Raw genomic sequence first — 4080 nt, 5'->3', positions numbered from 1 at the left:
CCACAGAAAAAACCAAAAGTGGATGGCCCGCAAAGTGCGGTCGTTACCGGCCCGCCAGGTGAAGAAATTTTCTGCGACGAGCACGGGCGGATCAGAGTGAAGTTTTTGTGGGATCGGTACAACGGTGCCACAGAAGACAGTTCCTGCTGGATCCGTGTGTCGCAGGCGTGGGCCGGAACAGGCTTCGGCAATCTGGCGATCCCGCGCGTGGGCCAGGAAGTGATTGTCGATTTTCTCAATGGCGACCCCGACCAGCCCATCGTGATGGGCCGAACCTATCACGAGGACAATCGTTCCCCGGGCGATCTGCCCGGCACCAAAACGCAGATGAGCATTCGGTCGAAAACCTACAAGGGAAATGGGTTTAATGAACTGCGGTTTGAGGATGCGACCGGCAAAGAGCAGGTCTATCTCCATGCGCAGAAGAATATGGATACAGAGGTGCTGAATAACCGGACCACGGACGTCAAAGTCGATCACAGCGAAACAATCGGGAATGACCAGAAGATAACCGTCGGACTGGGGCAAACGTTAAAAGTGGGGACTAAGAAAGAAAGTGGTCACGATCAGGTTGTGGCTATAGCAAATAACCAAAATATAACAGTGGTAAATGATCAGACTATTGGCGTTTTAGAAGGGAAGCAAACAGTAAACGTTAAAAAAACAATAAGCATTAATTCTGAGGAAAAGATCGAATTTATTTGCGGGGAGGCAAGTATTACCCTGGCTAAAAATGGTGAAATTATACTTAAAGGGAAAGTGATAAAAAATTCTGCGGAAGATGAATATTATGTCCACACTAAAAAATTGCTGGCAGACGGCAGTGATGAACAAATATTAACTGGTGGGATTGTGAAATTAAATCCTTAATTTTATTGTTGTTTAAAGGTATTGGATATGGGCAAGAACGCAGCACGGCAATCAGCTGATAAAGCAGGGCATGATGGACCCATAACGTCAGGAAGTAATAATGTAACAACAGGGAGTCTTCCTGCTGTACGTTTAGGAGATAGTTTTATTTGTAAGGAACATGGTCCTGGCGTAGTTGCCGAAGGGTCTAAAACTGTAACAATAAATGGGCTGCCAGCCGCAAGGATGGGGGATAAGGTTATTTGCGGTAAGAAATCCTTACCCCCCACTAAAGGCCCTCGTTCTCCTGAATACCATTATGCGACACTGGCAAAGAATGTTAATGAAGACGGTTCATTAAAGGTAAAAAATCCTAATGAATTTAGAATGAATGTATTATCAGGATCATCTTCATTATTAGACACTGATGGAGATGGTTTTTTTGATTCATCAAATAGTAAAGCTAATATTATAGATTACCAACTAACACCTTCAGCAGGAGATAGTGGTATTATCATCGGCGGGTCAGTAGGGAAAGTGGAAATGACTTCAGGGACTATTAATAACGATAAGGCGAGTTCAGCAAGATTCGATGCGAAAGCAATAGGTGTTGAAGGAAATATAGGAGGTAGTTCAGGTAAAGAAGGAAGCGGTGATTATGAAGAAATAAAAGCAACTGGTTCAGTTGGTACTGCTGAAGTTAAAGGGGAAGGAAGTATATCATACGATGCAGATAACATGTCTGGCGGAGGTTATTTCGAATTAGGGGTTGAGGCTGCTGCTGCAAAAGGCGAGATTGGGGGAAGTATTGAGTATAAGTATTTAAAAATCAAAGCAGCTGTATCGGGCACAGCTGGATCAGTGGGGGCAGGGCTTGGTGGTGGTGCATGGGCTGATATAGATAACTTAATGTTTAGAGTAAAACTTACAGGTGAATTAGCTGCTATTCTTGGAGTAAGAGGTGATACTGAAGCCCAAATTGGACCTTTTTTAGATAACCCTAATATTCTACTACGATTAATGTTTGGTGGAGTACAGGCTGGTAATGGGGCAGGGGAAATATTATCAGGTATAAGAAATGTAATTATTGGTGGCTAACATGAAAATGTTTATTAGTTTGGCTCAAGCTTTACTTCCATTGTATAGGAATGTTGTTTTTAGATTCTTTTTAGGTGGAGGGATATTTTCAGTTGTAGGCTTGTTGATTTCTAACGGATATATATCTAATGGTTATTTATGTATAGTGATGATCGTTTGTGGAATGTATTCGTGTGTTTATTTTTCTTTTTTTGCATTAATAGATATTGGTATGGAGAGAATGATCGGGTTTCATGAAAAGCATAATGGTGATAACTTAGGTCGGCAACCTGTGAGAGGGGTTGTAAATAACAGGGTTCTAATAACTAAGTTTATTAAAGGTGCTATTAATATAATGTGTTTTTATTTTTTATTCCGCATGGTGATTATCCCTATGCTAATTAATAATGGTTTTTTTCGATGAAAAATGAAAAATCGATATATGATAAATTACTCTTCCCAGAAATTGGTGAGGGTGGTGATTACTATACAAGTAAACATTTTTTACGTTATTCTTATACCACTAGTTCTTTCAAAGGAGTACATTATAAAATACTTGTTCCTAATGTAGTTAAGCCTGTCAGTCTGGAGCCCAAGTCAGTGGAGGGGTTTGAAAATCTTTATGCGATAGGTTGTTATCAGACTGTTTTAGAGTCCGAGTATCCATTTATGGAAGTTGATGTGGCTTTTGAGAATTTAAGTAATGAGGTTAATGCCAGTGATTGGATGGATGATATATTATCTACTTTGTCAGAGGAGATCATTAATCGAAAAGACTATAATAAAGTCAGTGGTAAATACTCTGATGTGTTGACTGTGAATAATTTTGATGATGAGGTGATAATTTCAAGAATCAGAGCATTTAAGAATTATGACCAAGAACATAAAATGGCTCATATTATTATGGTTAAAGTAAGTTGTTCATTGGAGGTATATGATGCTCTGGCCGTTGATATGTTACATATAGTGAGTGGTTTTGAACTTATAAATGATTCGAAATGGCATTTGGCCGAGGAGTTAAAAAGTATAAATATTTTTACTCCTGATAGTGTCTCATTTTATTATCCTGCTTCGTGGTTGTATTCTGAGCGGTTTATTTCGGAGGGATTTAGTTATTGTTCATTATTTCTAAAGAAAGAGGGGGAAACATGTGGGGTTATCGATAGTTACTTTTTATCCAGAGGTTCAGATGTTACGAAGGAGTACATTTACCAGCTTATATATAATAAGTTAACAGAAGAAAATTATGCTGATATTGAAAGGATAGAACTAAGAGAGAGTCGTTCTCTTATTAATAGGAATGTTGCGAATTTATCTATAGGAGATATTGAAATAAATGACGGTAAATACAATCGGTGCCAACTTGCTATTTTATCAGGGGAGGTGGAAAACTGCCTGTTTTTTATTGTTGGTTTGCTTAGCTCAAGAGAAGTTAATTTTAGAACGTGGGCTGTAGGGAAAAGAACGATAGATATTATATTGAATTCTCTTAATAATTATAGCCTTGAATATGAAGATTATTGTTATCATTAAGTTTTATGATTTTATATGGATTTAAATTTCGTCCATGCAGGCTCGGGAGTTCTGCGTGCAGTACGGCGAAAGCGACCTCGATTTTCTGTCGCGGCTGTGGGCGGAAGAAGGCCTGTTCTTCTTTGATAAGTCTGACCAGCAGCAGCGAATGGTGCTGACAGACGATGTGGCGGGCTTACCGCAGTCAGGCGCGTTTTGCTTTAATCCCAACCCGACTTCAGATATCCATCCGGAATGCATCAGCGTTTTTCGCTATGAGGCCAGCGTCGGGCCCTCCTCCGTGGTGAGCCAGGACTACACCTTCAAAGTGCCGGACTGGCCGGGCAGCTACGACCACAGCGCAGAAAACCTGAATGGTCAGTATGAACAGTATGAAATTTACGACTATCCCGGACGCTTCAAGGATGAGCAGCATGGTGAAGATTTTACCCGCTATCAGATGGAGGGGCGGCGAAATAGCGCGGAGATGGCAAGCGGGAGCAGCAACTCACCCCGGCTATGGCCTGGCACGCGGTTCACGCTGACCGGGCATCCGGTTGAGAGCCTGAATCAGGAATGGCAGGTGGTGAGCAGCCATCTGACGGGCTCCCAGCCTCAGGCGCTGCATGGCAGCCAGGGCCA

The 4080-nt window shown here is 41.4% G+C and carries 4 protein-coding genes and 1 pseudogene; all 5 read left to right on the top strand.

The features are described from left to right. Positions 1-870 (top strand): type VI secretion system Vgr family protein (locus ACLW56_RS24875; RefSeq protein WP_330986279.1); only part of this gene is annotated, 870 nt, incomplete at its 5' end. Positions 871-897: 27 nt separating this feature from the next. Further along, the gene (locus tag ACLW56_RS24870) at positions 898-1947 is read left to right on the top strand and encodes a PAAR domain-containing protein (RefSeq protein WP_330986278.1); all 1050 of its coding nucleotides are present in this window, start codon (positions 898-900) and stop codon (positions 1945-1947) included. 1 nt (position 1948) lies between these two features. Next, positions 1949-2350 (top strand): hypothetical protein, encoded by a 402-nt coding sequence (locus ACLW56_RS24865; RefSeq protein ID WP_330986277.1) that lies wholly within the window; start codon positions 1949-1951, stop codon positions 2348-2350. Next, the gene (locus ACLW56_RS24860) at positions 2347-3459 is read left to right on the top strand and encodes a hypothetical protein (protein WP_330986276.1); all 1113 of its coding nucleotides are present in this window, start codon (positions 2347-2349) and stop codon (positions 3457-3459) included. Before ACLW56_RS24865 ends, ACLW56_RS24860 begins: the two co-directional genes overlap by 4 nt. 40 nt (positions 3460-3499) lie before the next feature. Continuing rightward, a pseudogene (locus ACLW56_RS24855) lies at positions 3500-4080 on the top strand (contractile injection system protein, VgrG/Pvc8 family); the annotation flags it as partial.

The organism is Pantoea sp. sgz302252 (assembly GCF_047713085.1).
Lineage (GTDB): Bacteria > Pseudomonadota > Gammaproteobacteria > Enterobacterales > Enterobacteriaceae > Scandinavium.
Note: the sequence above shows the minus strand (reverse complement) of the source record. Positions and strands in the feature narration are given on the sequence as shown.